Annotated in this window: 11 protein-coding genes; 3 read left to right on the top strand and 8 right to left on the bottom strand. The window is 70.5% G+C overall.

Annotation, left to right across the window (positions count from 1 at the left end):
* The first annotated feature begins 82 nt into the window (after positions 1-82).
* The 3 genes from ACFHYQ_RS03225 to ACFHYQ_RS03215 all read left to right on the top strand — a co-directional run bounded on the left by ACFHYQ_RS03225 (position 83) and on the right by ACFHYQ_RS03215 (position 4,584).
* Positions 83-2,365 carry an ATP-binding protein gene (locus tag ACFHYQ_RS03225; RefSeq protein WP_394299514.1) on the top strand — a complete coding sequence of 761 codons (2,283 nt, stop codon included), beginning with the start codon at positions 83-85 and terminating at the stop codon, positions 2,363-2,365.
* Between the two features lie 374 nt (positions 2,366-2,739).
* Positions 2,740-3,684: an ABC transporter substrate-binding protein gene (locus ACFHYQ_RS03220; protein WP_394299513.1), complete on the top strand. Its 945-nt coding sequence runs from the start codon at positions 2,740-2,742 to the stop codon at positions 3,682-3,684.
* A gap of 123 nt (positions 3,685-3,807) precedes the next feature.
* A complete protein-coding gene (locus tag ACFHYQ_RS03215; RefSeq protein ID WP_394299512.1) occupies positions 3,808-4,584 on the top strand; it encodes an HNH endonuclease family protein in 777 nt (258 codons plus the stop codon).
* Positions 4,585-4,879: 295 nt separating this feature from the next.
* Here ACFHYQ_RS03215 and ACFHYQ_RS03210 read toward each other — a convergent pair whose 3' ends face one another.
* The 8 genes from ACFHYQ_RS03210 to aceB all read right to left on the bottom strand — a co-directional run bounded on the left by ACFHYQ_RS03210 (position 4,880) and on the right by aceB (position 13,648).
* Positions 4,880-6,049: a CU044_5270 family protein gene (locus tag ACFHYQ_RS03210; protein WP_394299511.1), complete on the bottom strand. Its 1,170-nt coding sequence runs from the start codon at positions 6,047-6,049 to the stop codon at positions 4,880-4,882.
* Positions 6,046-6,669, bottom strand: a complete 624-nt coding sequence (locus ACFHYQ_RS03205; RefSeq protein ID WP_394299510.1) for an RNA polymerase sigma factor — start codon at positions 6,667-6,669, stop codon at positions 6,046-6,048. The genes ACFHYQ_RS03210 and ACFHYQ_RS03205 overlap by 4 nt, the downstream gene beginning before the upstream one ends.
* A 143-nt stretch (positions 6,670-6,812) precedes the next feature.
* On the bottom strand, positions 6,813-7,025 hold the full coding sequence (locus ACFHYQ_RS03200) for a DUF2277 domain-containing protein (RefSeq protein WP_204011724.1): 213 nt from the start codon (positions 7,023-7,025) through the stop codon (positions 6,813-6,815).
* A 55-nt stretch (positions 7,026-7,080) separates the two neighbouring features.
* Positions 7,081-7,845, bottom strand: coding sequence for an IclR family transcriptional regulator (locus ACFHYQ_RS03195; RefSeq protein WP_394299657.1), 765 nt, complete (start codon positions 7,843-7,845; stop codon positions 7,081-7,083).
* 2 nt (positions 7,846-7,847) lie between these two features.
* Positions 7,848-9,158: a (Fe-S)-binding protein gene (locus ACFHYQ_RS03190; protein WP_394299509.1), complete on the bottom strand. Its 1,311-nt coding sequence runs from the start codon at positions 9,156-9,158 to the stop codon at positions 7,848-7,850.
* Between the two features lie 69 nt (positions 9,159-9,227).
* On the bottom strand, positions 9,228-10,559 hold the full coding sequence (locus ACFHYQ_RS03185; protein ID WP_394299508.1) for an FAD-binding oxidoreductase: 1,332 nt from the start codon (positions 10,557-10,559) through the stop codon (positions 9,228-9,230).
* Entirely contained in the window at positions 10,559-12,028 is a 1,470-nt protein-coding gene (locus ACFHYQ_RS03180) for an FAD-linked oxidase C-terminal domain-containing protein (protein ID WP_394299507.1), read from the bottom strand. The genes ACFHYQ_RS03185 and ACFHYQ_RS03180 overlap by 1 nt, the downstream gene beginning before the upstream one ends.
* Positions 12,029-12,061: 33 nt before the next feature.
* Positions 12,062-13,648, bottom strand: coding sequence for a malate synthase A (gene aceB, locus ACFHYQ_RS03175; protein WP_394299506.1), 1,587 nt, complete (start codon positions 13,646-13,648; stop codon positions 12,062-12,064).
* Positions 13,649-13,776 lie beyond the last annotated feature (128 nt).

Here is a 13,776-nt window from a genome sequence, read left to right as displayed (position 1 = left end):
GCAGGCTTTGGCACCGTGGGCTGTTCGGGACGCGCCGTGGGCTGTTTTGGACATGGTCGGCGACCTGGCAGACTGACTGCTCATGGACGTCGACATCTGGGCCTGGGTCGGTGGCACCCAGCGTGAACTGCACGAGACCGGCAACATGGGGCTGGCCATGGCGCTGAGCGACATCCCGGCGCAGGCGCTGGAGGGCCGGTACGCCCAGCTGGACGTCATGGCACCGGCCATCGCCCAGCACGCCGAGACCCTTGAACAGCCCTGGCTGGAACTGTTCGCCCGCTACTGGCACATGATCGGCCGGGTTGGGGACCGGGCCAACGGGGCGGTCGCACTCGACGACGCGGCGGCCCTGGTGGAGTTCGCCGGCCGTGCCGACGTCCGCGACTGCCCGTCCGCCTCCGCCGCCGTCGAAGTGCTCGCGATCACCCAGGCGAACACCGACGGCCCGGGTCTGGCAGGTGAGCGGATGGCCGCGCTCAATGCCGCGCTCAGCGGAGTCGGACCCGAGTCGCCCGCGTTCTCCGGTCTGATCACTCAGTACGTCGCCGCGCTGCTCGACGCCGGGAAGGCGGCCGAGGCCGTCGCCTATGCCGAGACCGCCGTCAACCGGCTGCGCGAGTCCGGCAGCGAGGCGAGCTGGGAACTGGCCGCCGCCTCGGCCCGCGCGCTGCTGGCCGCCGGCCGGACGCAGGACGCGCTGGAGAGGCTGGAGGCCGCCACCGGCTTCAAGCCGGACGACCCCGTCGCGAAGGACCGCCGTGAGAACCTGCTCAGGTCGCTGATCCTGGCCACCGACGGCCGCGTCGAGGAGGCGGTGGAGGCGCTGCCGGACCTCGACGTCATCGGGGAGCACCCCCGCGAGTGGGTGGAATGGGCACATGCGGTCAGCCTGCTCGCGTCGAGTGGTTCCATCACCAACTCCTGGCAGCTCGGCCGCATCCTCCGGCAGTGGATCACCTACTTCGAGACGATGGGCGGGCACCGCGCACGCTTCGAGCTGGCGCTCACGGCCGGTCGGCTCGCCGTGGCCCGGGAGGGCGTCTGGCAGGCCCGGCTGCTCGCCGACTACGCGGAGTCCGTGCTGGCCGACCTCAGCGGCACCGAGGGCCTCGCCGATCGGGTCGCCGAGTTGCGTGCGACGGCTGACGCCGCGGCCGAGTCGCCGCTGCCCGGCCCCCAGGACGAGCTGGTCGCCTACTTCGACGCCGCCGACGGCCGTACCGCCGACCCCGAGCGGTGGGTCGGGTGGCTGTGGTCGCTGTCCGGCACCGACCTGGAGGCGACCCGCCGTCACACCACGACGCTCGGGTTCCTCGGGTACGCGCCCATCGGCGCCGACATCTACTGGAAGTTGATCACGGAGGACGGGGACCCGGCCGCCGCCTCGGACGAGGACATCGCCTACCTCACCGGTCTACTGATCGAAGCCGGACAGGACGAGCGTGTCGAGGGGCTCGCCGCCCGTCTGCCGGAGACCCGGTCGCACCTGACCCTGGCCCGGCTCTACCGCGCCCGCGAGCGCTGGGAGGAGACCGCCGCCGAGGGCGAGCGGGCCGTCGCCGCCGATCCGACGGTCGAGGCGCGCCGACTGTGGTCAGGTGCGGCCCAGCAACTGGGCGACAACGCCAAGGCCGCCGAGATCCTCCGGCCGCTGCTGGAGTCCGGCGAGGGCGAGGAGGAGGACACCTGGCGGATCATCGTCCTGTCCACCGCCATCGAGGACTGGCCGACCGTCCGAGCCGGCGCCGCCAAGCTGGGCATGCCGATCGAGTCGGCGGAGGGCCCGATCGAGGAGGAGTGGCACCTGATCCGGGCCATCCTGCCGGCTCCCGACGGCAGCCAGCGTGAGGTGCTCGCGGTGCGGACCGGCCCGGCCACCGCCAGGCTGGCCATCCCGCAGCCGCGCGGCATGGAGTACAACGCGGGTGACGTGATCGTCATCGATCCCCGCCCGCTGGAGCCGATCCCGGAGAACGAGCAGGAGCGTGAGAGCTTCGTCATCCCGTTCGCCGGGGTGACCATGCTGCGGCCGGGCGGTTACACGAGCTGGTTCTTCGACGGAGCCGCACCCTCTGAGGAGGAGTGGGCGGAGTTCAACGAGGTGCTGGCCGAGCGGGGCTGGCCCATGTGGGTCTACAGTGACGAGAACTACACGGTCACCCATCCCGCGACCGGTGAGCGGCTGTCCGGCGTGTTCGGCTGGGTGGCGATCCCGCCCACGGTGCGGCCGGCCGAGCTCGACGCGGTGCTCGACGACGTCACCGAGCAGTGGTCCCACCCGCTGGCCTGGCTCGACCTGGCGCGTGAGGTCGGGATCGAGGCGGAGCGGCACGAGCGCATCTCCAAGGAGTACGGCCTTTAATGCCTGTCCCATAAGCCATCACGTGACCGCCTGGAAGATCACCAGGCGGTCACGATATGGCGATCAGGTGCTGGCCGAATTCGGGTCGCTTCGGGCCCGGCGTCGTCTCCGCTGACAGAAGAGACGCTCATGGCGCATCGCAGGGAGCCGGGTGCTCGGGAGGCACCGCGGTCGGCGGGCAGGACGTGCGCGGCATACCGGCCGCGGTCTCATCGGCCGCGGGGCCGATACGGCCTTTCCGGTTGTGCAATACTCTGCCCGGTGCTTTACCCGCGAAAATTCCTCGCAGGCTCGGAGTTTCCGCGGGGCCCGCGGTGCGTGTCGCGTCCCCGCAGCGCGTGCCCGCTGGCCGTTCGCGATCGATTGAGGTCTACATGAAGAGGGTCCGTCTCCTTGCCGGTTTGCTGACGATCGCGATGGTCACCGCGTGCGGTGGGAGCGACTCAGCGGAGCGCTCCGCGCCCAAGGGGGCCGACGGAACCGTACGGATCGCGATCAACCCGTGGGTTGGATACGAGGCCAGCGCAGCCGTCGTGGCCTACCTGCTGAAACACGAGCTCGGCTACAAGGTCGAGTTGAAGAAGAGCGGCGAGGCCGACTCCTGGAAGGGCTTCGAGGACGGCACCGTGGACGTCGTCATCGAGAACTGGGCCCACCCCGAGTTGAAGAAGCCGTACATCGAGGACTCCAAGCTCGCGATCAGCGCGGGACAGAGCGGCAACAAGGGGGTCATCGGGTGGTACGTCCCCGAGTGGATGGTGCAGCGATACCCGGACATCACGGACTATCGGAACCTGTCGAAGTACAAGGACCTGTTCAAGACGGACAAGAGTGGCGATCTGGGTCAATATTTGGCCGGTGACCGGTCCTATGTGACCAACGACGAGGCGCTCGTCAAGAACCTCGGCCTGCCGTTCAAGGTGGTCTACTCCGGCAGCGAGGACGCGCTGATCAAGGCGGCGCAGGAGGCCACCGAGAAGAAGAAGCCGCTGCTCATGTACTTCTACGAGCCGCAGTGGCTGTTCAACCAGCTCAAGCTCGTCAAGATCAATCTTCCTCCGTACGCCATCGGGTGCGACAAGGATCCGAAGCAGGTCGCCTGCGACTACCCGCCGTACCTGCTCGACAAGATTGTCAGCATGACGTTCGCCCAGTCGGGTGGCAGGGCGTACGAGCTGGTCAAGAACTTCTCGTGGACGAACGACGACCAGAACTCGGTCGCGTACGACATCGCGGTGAACAAGATGTCCCCCGAGGCCGCCGCGCAGAAGTGGGTCGAGGCCAACAAGATCGTCTGGCAGGAGTGGATCCCGGCCTGACCGGCTTGATGTGGCGGTGTTTCCGGGGGTCTGCGCATCCGACAGGTTCGGTGAACGCCTATTTTGCCCTTTCTTTGGGCACTGTTATACCTAAGTGTGCGATTTCATTACTTAGGGGTGGCAGTGGGCGGGCGTGGAACCAGGGCTGTCGCCGCCGTCTCGGCGGCGGCCGCCGTACTGACCGGGGCACTTGCCGGATGCGGGCCGATGGACGACATCGGCCTCGGGCAGAGCGGCGCCGCCGACGGCGGAGTCGGGAAGGGCGCGGCGCTCGGGGTCAGCCCCCTCAAGAACCCCGACGGCACCGGCCCCGGCCTCGCGCCGATCACCACGAGCGGTGACCGCGCCGAGGCGCGCAAGCTGATCGACAAGGTGCGGACCAAGGGCCGCGGACCGAAGACCGGCTACTCCCGGGACAAGTTCGGGTACGCCTGGGCGGACAGCGTCGACGGCGTCCCCTGGGGACGCAACGGCTGCGACACCCGCAACGACATGCTGAAACGGGATGGCCGAAAGATCGAATATCGCGAGGGCTCGAACTGTGTGGTCATCTCGATGACCATCTATGATCCGTACACCGGCAAGACCCTCGACTGGACCAAGCAGCACGCGGCGAAGGTCCAGATCGACCACCTGGTGCCGCTGTCCTACAGCTGGCAGATGGGCTCCTCCCGGTGGAGCGAGAGCAAGCGCAAGCAGATCGCCAACGACCCGCTCAACCTGCTCCCGGTCGACGGCTCCACCAACGCGTCCAAGGGCGACGCCGGTCCGGCGACCTGGCTGCCGCCGCAACGAAGCATCCGCTGTTCCTACGCCGTGCGCTTCGCCCAGGTCTCCCTCAAGTACGACCTACCGGTCACCACCGCCGACAAGGACGCGATGCTGGAGCAGTGCACCTGAGCTTCTCCTCCTCCCCCCAAACCCCCATTGCCGTGATCTTGCGAATTCTCGCACTTCCCATGCCTGACCTGGGCGGTTGACCTTCGTGATCTTGCAGAAACTCGCACGTGAGGGCGCTGACCTGGACGAACATCCTGCGTGATCTTGCACTCGTAGTCGGAGTGCAAGATCACCGTTGGCATTCGCGCAGGTCAAACCTATAGTGGTCACATTTCTGCAAGTTCGCAAACGGTGTTTCGCCTGATGAGAGGGCGTCTCTGCGAGAAAGTGCAAGATCACGGCCTGGGGGTGGGGGTTAGCTGCCGGTGTCGCAATCCGTGCTCGGGTCGTCAACCTCGGGGGCGCTGTCGGCGACGGTCACCTCGAGCTGAGCCGTCGACGCGACCAGGCTGCCCACCGGCGACTTGGCCTCCTTCGCGTCCACCACGACGCCGCGCTCGCCGAGCAACTCGTACGTCTCCGGGTCGAAGATGATGTCCTCCCGCACGCCGGACGACACCCGGCCGACGCCGATGCCCCTGCGACCGGCGGCGTCCTGTGCGTCCTCCGTGACGGTCACGCCGGGGATCGTGGCGGCCGCCTCGAACAGCGCGGCACGCTGGGCGGCCGGCATGTAGGTCTCCCTGAGCAGGTCGCCCGCCGCCGCCCAGGCCCCCGTGTCCGGCGGGGTGTCACCCTGCTCGCGTGAGTACAGGTAGTCGCGCATCCCCTTGGCGTCGGTCGGCAGCTTCTTCAGTGAGGTGTAGGCGGTGTCCCGCGGCGTGCCGTCGCATACCGGCAGCGAGGCCCACCAGGTGCCCTTCTCCCGATTGGCCTCCTCGGGGATCGGCCAGCCGGGGTAGGCGCGGGGCGTCAGGTTCTCGACCTTCAGCGAGCCGTCCCTGGTGCCGTCGGCGGACAGCCAGATCGTCCGCTTCGTCCGGTAGAGGTAGCGGGTCTCCGGGATGGTCTCACCGGTGTCGGCGTTGGTCTCCCCGCCACCGAAGGCCCCGTACATCGTCTGCGAGCTGACCTTGATGAACTGGTCGTCCCGCGGGTTGAGATCGGTCGCCGCGCGGGCGGCCCGCCCCAGCACCTCCTTGGCCGACACCTTGGCGATTTTCGGCAGTGCCACGACGACGTCCGGCCCCTGCCCCGGATCACTGCCTCCCTGGGTTGACGGGACCCGATCCGACGGCGTCTGAGCCGAGGATGCCTGGGCGACCGAGACCGGGTCGGCGGGGGCCCCGTGCGGCACCACGGTCACGACGGCGACGGCCGCGGCCAGCGCGACCCCGCCGATCGCCATGCCATACGGCCGGCGGGAGACGGCGCGCAGCAGGTCGCGGGCGAACCCGTGCCCGCCGGGGCCGTCCCCGGTCAGCCGCCGGCGCGCGGACGCCCTGGCAGCCAGGGAGTAGGGCGGCGCGTCGGGCCGCTCGCGGGCGATCATCTTGATCTCGTCGTTCCTGATCTCGTCGTTCACGGGGTGCCCTCCTCGGGAAGATTGAGATGACGGCGGAGCTTGGCCCTGATCCGGTGGAGCCGCGATCGGACGGTGCCGATGGGGATGCCGAGTGCCTCGGCGGCCTCCTCATAGGTGAGGTCCGCCCACGCGATGAGCAGGAGAAGCTCCCGCTCGGCGGCAGAGAGCCGGGAGAGCGCGGCGGCGAGGGCGGGTCGCATCGCGGCGGCACTCGCCCGCTCGGTGGTGCGCTCCTCCTCATACGGCTCCCCGCCGCGGTTCGCTATCCGGGCGAACGCCTTCAGCCTGCGCATCTCCGACCTGCGATGGCCGGAGATGAGCTTGCTCGCGATGCCGTACAACCAGGGCCTGGCGTCCGGCCGGGCCGGGTCGTACCGGTGCCGCTTACGGAACGCGAGCAGGAACGTCTCGGCGGTCATATCGTCGGCGTGCTCTGGCCCGAGGCGCCGCCCGACGTAGGCGTGGATCTCGTCGGCGTGCCGGTCGAACACGGCAGCGAACTCGTCGGGCCTGCTCAGCGAGGCGCTGATCAGCTCCGCGTCGGACGGCTCGGCCTGCGGAGCGGCGTGAACCGGCCATGGCGACACAGGCCGGGGGATGTCGGTGGCCGCGGTTTTCACCACCCGTTGTGTCCGTTCATCGGGGAATCCTTCCGTAAGGCGCGTTCGCGCCCTTCATCCCCTACTCCGCCGCGCCGCCGGGCCCGGTTCCCTCTTCCCGTGGAATTTCTCCGTACGGCCGGGTTTCTCCGTACGGCGGGTGCTCAGCGGGCGCCGCGCACCTGAAGGGAGGCCAGCAGCGCCGCGCTGGCCGCTGTGATCGCCTGGACCGCCTGGTCGAAGGCCTCCGCGTTGTGCTGGGCGGGCGCGCGAAAGCCGGAGATCTTCCGCACGTACTGCAGGGCCGCCGCGCGGATGTCCTCCTCGGAAACCTGCTCGGTGAACGGCGGGCGCAATGTCTTGATGCTTCGGCACATGCGCCCATCCTCCCCGGTTTCCCGGCCACGGGGGAGGAATCGCCCCGCACCGCGGTCACCGTCCCTGGTCACCGTCCCCCGCCGAGCCGTCCCCACCGCCGAACAGGGTCGCGCCGAAGTCGTCCGCGGCCTTGCGCAGCATGGCGGCCAGTTCCGCACGCTCGATCGCGTCGATCCGCTCGGCCGGGCCCGACACGGAGAGGGCCGCGAACGTCCGGCCGCCGTCGTGCACCGGCACGGCCATGCAGTGCACGCCGTCCTCCTCCTCGCCCAGGTCCAGCGCGTACCCCCGGGCCCGCACCCGGTCGAGCTCCCCCAGCAGCTCACCGGCCGTGGTGATGGTCCGATCCGTACGGCGCGGCAGTCCGGTGCGGCCGAACACGGCGGCGGCGTCGGGCCGCTCGGCCAGCATCACCTTGCCGACGGCCGTGCTGTGCGGCAGCACCCGCCGGCCCACCTCGGCGAACATGCGCAGCTTGCGCGGCGACGGCACCTGGGCCACATAGACGACGAAGTCGCCCTCCAGTACGGCGAGGTTCGCGGTCTCGCCGGACAACTCCACCAGCTTCGCGAGGTACGGCTCGGCCCACACGGCGAGCATCCGCTCGGCCGCGCCGCCGATGCGCACCAGCGCGCCGCCGAGGGCGTACCGCCGATCGGACTCCTGACGGACGTACCCTCGGGCCAGCAGCGTCCGCAGCAGCCGGTGGATCGTCCCGTACGGCAGGCCGGTGCGAGCGGCGATCTCCGACAGGCCGGCCTGACCGCCGTGCTCGGCCAGCGCCTCCAGCACGTCCAGCGCCCGGTCGACGCTCTGCACGCTCACGTTGCCCCTCCCCGCATGCGCGGCGTCTCCGGAGCTTTGCCGCGTAGCGTCTCCGGTGCGCGGCCGCGTAGGGAGGCGTCGAGCACCTCGGCGGTGTGCGCGACCCGGATCTCGCCGCCTCCCGAGCGTCGGACGGCGGCCGCGATCTGCAACGTGCAGCCGGGATTGGCCGACACGAGCAGGTCGGCCCCGGCGGCAAGCACCCGTTCGGCCTTCCGGTCGCCCAGCTCGCGGGCCGCCTCGGGCTGGAACAGGTTGTACGTCCCGGCCGACCCGCAGCAGATCGCCGACTCCGCGATCTCCCGCAGCTCCAGCCCCGGAATCGCGCCCAGCAGTTCGCGTGGCTGGGCCCGTACGCCCTGGGCGTGGGCGAGGTGACAGGCGTCGTGGTAGGCCACGGACATCGGCAGCGGGTGACGCGGCGCGACCGGCCCCAGCTCGACCAGGAACTCCGCCAGGTCGCGGATCCGCAGCGCCCGCGCCCGCTCCGGCCAGCCCTCCGCTCGCAGGGCGGGATCGCCCGCCAGCACCTCGGCGTACTCCTTCATGCTCGACCCGCACCCGGCCGCGTTGACCACGACCGTGTCGACGGCTTCGAAGGCGGCGATCGTGCGTTTCGCGAACCGTCGCGCTTCGGCCTCCCGGCCCGAGTGGACCGACAGCGCGCCGCAGCAGCCCTGCCCGGGCGGGATCACGACGTCGCAGCCCTCCAGCGCCAGCACGCGCGCGGTCGCGGCGTTGACCTGCGGGAAGAACTCACCCTGCACACAGCCGGTGAGCAGGCCGACCCGGGCCCGGCGCCGCCCGCGCGCCCGCACGACCGGCGGCAGCCGCGGCACGTGCCGCGGCAGCGGGGGAGCGAGCTCGGCCATGGCGCCGAGGGACGGGTGCACGCGTTCGAGGAACGGCCGCAGCCGTGCGCTCAGGCGGAACCGTTCGCCCAGTCGCATGGGCAGGCGCAGCGCCCGGAGCCTGCGACGGTGGGGGAACAGCGCGAAGACCAGGGCCCTGACAGCACGGTCCTCCGGGGTTCGCACGTGCTCCCGCTCGACCGTCGTCCTCGTCTGCTCGATCAGCCGGTCGTACTGAACACCGGAGGGGCAGGCGGTGACGCAGGCCATGCAGCCGAGGCAGGCGTCGAAGTGCCCGGCCATCTCGTCGGTCAGCGGGGTGCCCCCGACATGCTGGCCCATGAGGTGGATGCGCCCACGCGGGGAGTCCATCTCCTCGCCCCAAAGGACGTAGGTCGGGCAGGTGGGCAGGCAGAACCCGCAGTGCACGCAATCCTTGATCAGCTCGGGGTCCATCGAGCCGGCGCGGACGGATCTCCTGATCCAGTCATGATCCGCGCTCCCTCCTTCCGGGAGTGATGACGGTCATCGGATGCCTCCGGCGAACCGGCCGGGAGACATCCGCCGGTCGGGGTCGAAACGTTCCTTCACCCGCAGCATCAGTTCGCGCCGGAGCAGCTCGCGCCGGGTCGACTCCTGTCCCCAGGGGTCCGAGGCGGCCGCCGGGGGTACGGCTTCGGGGGACGTGAGCATGACGACACGGCCGTCCACGCCGCCGTCCCGGGCGATCTCGATCCGGGAGCGGAGCATGGTGACGAACTCGGCGGCCCGTTCCCCGTCAACGGCCCGTTTCCCGTCAACGGCGACGTGCAGCACGCCGGCGGCGATCGAGCCGCGTATCGCCGCCTCGGTCCCCGTCCGCCTCGCGGCCGCCGCGATGTCGGGGACGGCGCCGGGAAGCCGGGACGGCGCCGCCCTGATTTCCAGCAGGAGACCGCCGCCGGGATGTCCCGTCGGCCCGCCCCGGCCGGCAGATGGCAGCCGCCCCCACCACGGCGGCGGCTCGTCACCGACCTGGGAGCCCTCTCCCATCAGGTCGCGTACGGCGAGAGCGCGCTCGGCGGCGGCCGCGCCCTCGACCAGGGCGGCCAGGCTCGGCGCGCCCCCCTCCGGCCCGGGCCAGTCGAGTTCGATCGCGGCAGGCTCCTGCGTCGAGGCGGCGACGGCCGCCACCAGGGCGCCCAGGCGGTCCGGCGATCCCTGTGCGTCGAGGTCGAGCGTCACCCAGGCGCGGGTGGCGGGCAGCGGTTGCAGGCGGAACGTGGCGTCCGCGATGACGCCGAGTGTTCCGTACGAGCCGGTGAACAGCTTGCCCAGGTCGTAGCCCGCGACGTTCTTGACGACCTTGCCGCCGGCTCGGGCGATCGTGCCGTCCGCCAGGACGGCGGTGATCCCGATGAGCAGGTCGCGGGCGGTGCCGTACCGGAACCGGCGCGGGCCGGCGATCCCGGTGGCCAGCAGGCCGCCGACCGTGGTGCCCGGCACCGGCACGTCGAGGGCGAGCTCCTGGCCCTTCGCGGCGAGCGCCTCCGCCAGCGCCTCCATCGCCACCCCGGCCTGGACACGGACGACCAGGTCGCCGGCGGCGTGTTCGACGACCTCGTCGAGGCGCTCGGTGCCGACGACGACGTCGCAGCGGGCCGGAAGGCCGCCCCAGTGCCGTTTGGTTCCGCCGCCCAGCGGGACGACGGCCAGGTCGTGCGCCGCGCTCGCACGCATGACGGCGGCCATCTCCTCGACGCTTCCGGGCAGGGCGACCCACCGGGGTCGCTCGCCGGGGAAGGCGTCGTCGGCGCCGGCCGCGCGGACACGCACTCCGCTCAGCCCGGGAAGGCCGGGAAGGTGGGGGGCGGTCATCAGAACTGCTCCGCGAGGCCGGACTCCACCAGCGGGTGGACGCCCCGGCGCACCCCGGGGACCTCTCCGCACAGCCGGGGAGTGGGGAAGATCTTTCCGGGGTTGGACAGGTTTTTCGGGTCGAAGGCGCACCTCACGAGCTGCATGGTGTCGAGATCGTCCTCGCTGAACATTCGCGGCATGAATTTGGCCTTGTCCACACCTACACCATGCTCGCCCGTGATCGAGCCGCCGTGTTCGACGCACAGGTCGAGGATGCGCCCACTGACGTCCTCGGCGCGCTCGCCCTCACCGGGCACGGCGTCGTCGAAGAGCACGAGCGGGTGCAGGTTGCCGTCGCCCGCGTGGAAGACGTTGGCGACCCGGATGCCGAACTCCTCCTGCAGCCGGTCGATCCCGGCGAGCACCCCGGGCAGGGACGTCCTCGGCACCACCCCGTCCTGCACGATGTAGGCCGGGCTGATCCGGCCGACGGCGGCGAAGGCCGACTTGCGGCCCTTCCAGATCGCGGCGCGCTCTTCGGCCGACGCCGCGACCCGGATCTCGAAGGCGCCGCTGTCCCGGCAGATCCGCTCCACCGCCGCGAACTGGTGCGTCACCTCGGTGCCCGGTCCGTCGAGCTCGACGATGAGCACGGCTCCCGCCCCGGCCGGGTAGCGGCAGTCGACGGCGGCCTCCGCCGCTTCGATCGCGAGTGCGTCCATCATCTCGATCGCGGCCGGGACGACGCCCGCCGAGATGACCGCGGACACGGCCCGGCCACCGCCCTCGATGTCGGCGAAGGCGGCCAGCAGGGTCGTCACGGTCTCGGGCGTCCGCGACAGCCGTACGGTGATCTTGGTGGTGATCCCGAGCGTGCCCTCCGAGCCGATGAACGTGCCGAGCAGGTCGAAACCCGGGTCCTGCTCCGACAACGTGACGATCTCCCCATCCGGGGTGACGATCTCGACCGCGATGACGTGGTTGACGGTGAAGCCGTACTTCAGGCAGTGGGCGCCGCCCGAGTTCTCCGCCACGTTGCCGCCGATCGAGCAGATCTGCTGGCTGGAGGGGTCGGGGGCGTAGTAGTAGCCCTGGTCGCGGACCGCCTCGGTGATGGCCAGGTTCGTCACCCCGGGCTCGGCCACCACGCGGCGGTTCGGAATGTCGATCTCGAGGATCCGCCGCATGCGCGAGGTGACGATCAGCACGCCGTCGGTCCTGGGCAGCGCGCCACCTGACAGGCCGGTCCCCGAACCGCGCGCCACGAACGGCACGCCGTGTTCGTCGCACAGCTTCACGACCGCGGCGACCTGCTCGGCCGACTCCGGGAGCACGACGACCCCCGGAGTGGCCCGATGGTAGGTGAGCCCGTCGCACTCGTAGGTCCGCAGGCGTACCGGATCGGTGATCAGCGCGTCCGCGGGGAACACCTCCCGCAGCCGCGCCGCCAGCCGATCGAGAGCCTCAGACCGTTCGACCGTGGACATCGGTCACCTCCTCGTGACATCGGCGCGTGCGATCTACGGCATGCGCGCGTACGCGGGCAGCGTGAGGAACTCGGCGAAGTCGTCGTCGAGTGCGACCTCCTTGAACAGGGCGGTCGCCTGGGCATAGAGCTTCTCGTCGTATCCGGGTTCGGTGGCGATCTCCGCCAGTTCCTCCTCGATGATCTGCTCCACGAGTTCCCGGGTCACGACCGCGCCGGTGTCCGCGAGCTCGATGTCGTTGTGCATCCACTGCCACACCTGGGAGCGGCAGATCTCGGCGGTGGCCGCGTCCTCCATCAGGTTGTGGATCGCCACCGCGCCGAGGCCGCCCATCCAGGCCGCCAGGTAGCGCAGCGCGACGTCCACGTTGCCCCGCAGCCCGGCCTCGGTGATCTGGCCCGGTGTCTTCGACACCGCGAGCAGGTCCTCGGCGGTGACCCGGACGTCCTCGCGGAGCCGGTCGAGCTGGTTGGGCCGGTCGCCGAGCACGCCGTCGAACACCTCGCGGCAGATCGGCACCAGGTCGGGGTGGGCCACCCAGGACCCGTCGAAGCCGTCGCCCGATTCGCGGGTCTTGTCGGCCCGGACCTTCTCCAGGGCGATCTCGTTCACCTCAGGGTCGCGCCGGGACGGGATGAAGGCGGCCATGCCGCCGATCGCGTGCGCGCCGCGCTTGTGGCAGGTGCGCACCAGCAGCTCGGTGTAGGCCCGCATGAACGGCGCGGTCATCGTCACCGCGTTGCGCTCCGGCAGCAGGAACTCCCGGCCTCGGGTACGGAACTTCTTGATGACGCTGAACAGGTAGTCCCAGCGGCCGGCGTTGAGCCCGGCGGAGTGCTCACGCAGCTCGTAGAGGATCTCCTCCATCTCGAACGCGGCGGGGTAGGTCTCGATGAGCACGGTGGCCCGGATCGTCCCCCGAGGCAGGTCGAGCAGCTCCTGGGCCCGGTTGAACACGTCGTTCCAGAGGCGCGCCTCCAGATGCGACTCCATCTTGGGCAGATAGAAGTACGGTCCCCGGCCCTTGCTGAGCTGCCGGCGGGCGCAGTGGAAGAAGTAGAGCCCGAAGTCGAGCAGCGAGCCCGAGATCTCGGCGCCGTCCACCAGGATGTGCTTGTCCCGCAGGTGCCAGCCGCGGGGGCGGACGACCACCGTGGCGAGGTCCTTGTCCGGCTTCAGTGCGTAGTCCTTGCCTCCGGAGGAGAAGTCGATCGTGCGGTCGAGGGCGTCGCGAAGACTGAGCTGCCCGTTGACAGTGTTCTCCCAGGTCGGCGTGTTGGCGTCCTCGAAGTCGGCCAGCCAGACCTTCGCCCCCGAGTTGAGCGCGTTGATCGTCATCTTGCGGTCGACCGGCCCGGTGATCTCCACGCGGCGGTCCGCCAGCCCGGGTGCCGCCGGCGCGACCTGCCACTCGGACTCCCGCACGTGCTTCGTCTCGGGAAGGAAGTCGAGCGTGTCGCCTGCCGAGAGCCGGGCCTGCCGTTCCTGGCGCGCGTCGAGGAGCCGGCGACGGGTCTCGTCGAACTCCCGGTGCAGGGTGGCCACGAAGTCGAGCGCTTCGGAAGTCAGGATCTCGTCGAACCGATCGAGCATGGGGCCCGTGACCTGAATGCCGTCCATCGAGGTCCTTTCCACAATCCGGAAACAAAGTTCTGAATGATGGAATCGACGCTACCCCACCGCTCATCCGAGGGACAACGCGGGGGCGACGCGGGGGCGCCCGGGGCTGGGCGGGGCACCTCGAGGGG

This window comes from Sphaerimonospora cavernae, assembly GCF_042435035.1.
In the GTDB taxonomy this organism is placed as follows: domain Bacteria; phylum Actinomycetota; class Actinomycetes; order Streptosporangiales; family Streptosporangiaceae; genus Sphaerimonospora; species Sphaerimonospora cavernae.
The sequence above is the reverse complement of the archived record's forward strand: the minus strand, read 5'-3'. Positions and strand labels throughout refer to the sequence as shown.

Coding starts and splice junctions, on each gene's coding strand:
- ACFHYQ_RS03225 (WP_394299514.1), top strand. CDS start 83: ATGGACGTCGACATCTGGGCCTGGGTCGGTGGCACCCAGCGTGAACTG.
- ACFHYQ_RS03220 (WP_394299513.1), top strand. CDS start 2,740: ATGAAGAGGGTCCGTCTCCTTGCCGGTTTGCTGACGATCGCGATGGTC.
- ACFHYQ_RS03200 (WP_204011724.1), bottom strand. CDS start 7,025: ATGTGCCGAAGCATCAAGACATTGCGCCCGCCGTTCACCGAGCAGGTT.
- ACFHYQ_RS03190 (WP_394299509.1), bottom strand. CDS start 9,158: ATGGACCCCGAGCTGATCAAGGATTGCGTGCACTGCGGGTTCTGCCTG.
- ACFHYQ_RS03185 (WP_394299508.1), bottom strand. CDS start 10,559: ATGACCGCCCCCCACCTTCCCGGCCTTCCCGGGCTGAGCGGAGTGCGT.
- ACFHYQ_RS03180 (WP_394299507.1), bottom strand. CDS start 12,028: ATGTCCACGGTCGAACGGTCTGAGGCTCTCGATCGGCTGGCGGCGCGG.
- aceB (WP_394299506.1), bottom strand. CDS start 13,648: ATGGACGGCATTCAGGTCACGGGCCCCATGCTCGATCGGTTCGACGAG.